This window comes from Cellulomonas sp. GbtcB1, assembly GCF_019091725.1.
Lineage (GTDB): Bacteria > Actinomycetota > Actinomycetes > Actinomycetales > Cellulomonadaceae > Cellulomonas.
Genome location: NZ_JAGXJG010000513.1, coordinates 1 through 239, shown reverse-complemented (window position 1 = coordinate 239; position 239 = coordinate 1). Strand labels below are relative to the sequence as shown.

Here is a 239-nt window from a genome sequence, read left to right as displayed (position 1 = left end):
AGCGCGAGCACGTCACCGACCCACGGGAAGGGCCAGCTGTGCACGAAGACCGGCACGTTCTCCGCGACGGGACCGAGCCCGCGGACGCCCAGGTGGAGCAGCCGGCGGACGGGCACCCCGTCCACGGACGGCTCCCAGAAGAACGCGCCGTGCTCGGGCGCGCTGCCGGGCACGAGCGCGAGGCGGTCCAGCATGCACCGGATGCTGCCACCCCGCGCCCGCGCCCGGGGGTGATCAGG

Annotated in this window: 1 protein-coding gene; it reads right to left on the bottom strand. The window is 75.7% G+C overall.

Annotation, left to right across the window (positions count from 1 at the left end; genetic code table 11):
- The coding region (locus tag KVT14_RS21220) for a hypothetical protein (RefSeq protein WP_217617374.1) at positions 1-194 on the bottom strand (194 nt) is incomplete at its 3' end.
- Positions 195-239: the final 45 nt, after the last annotated feature.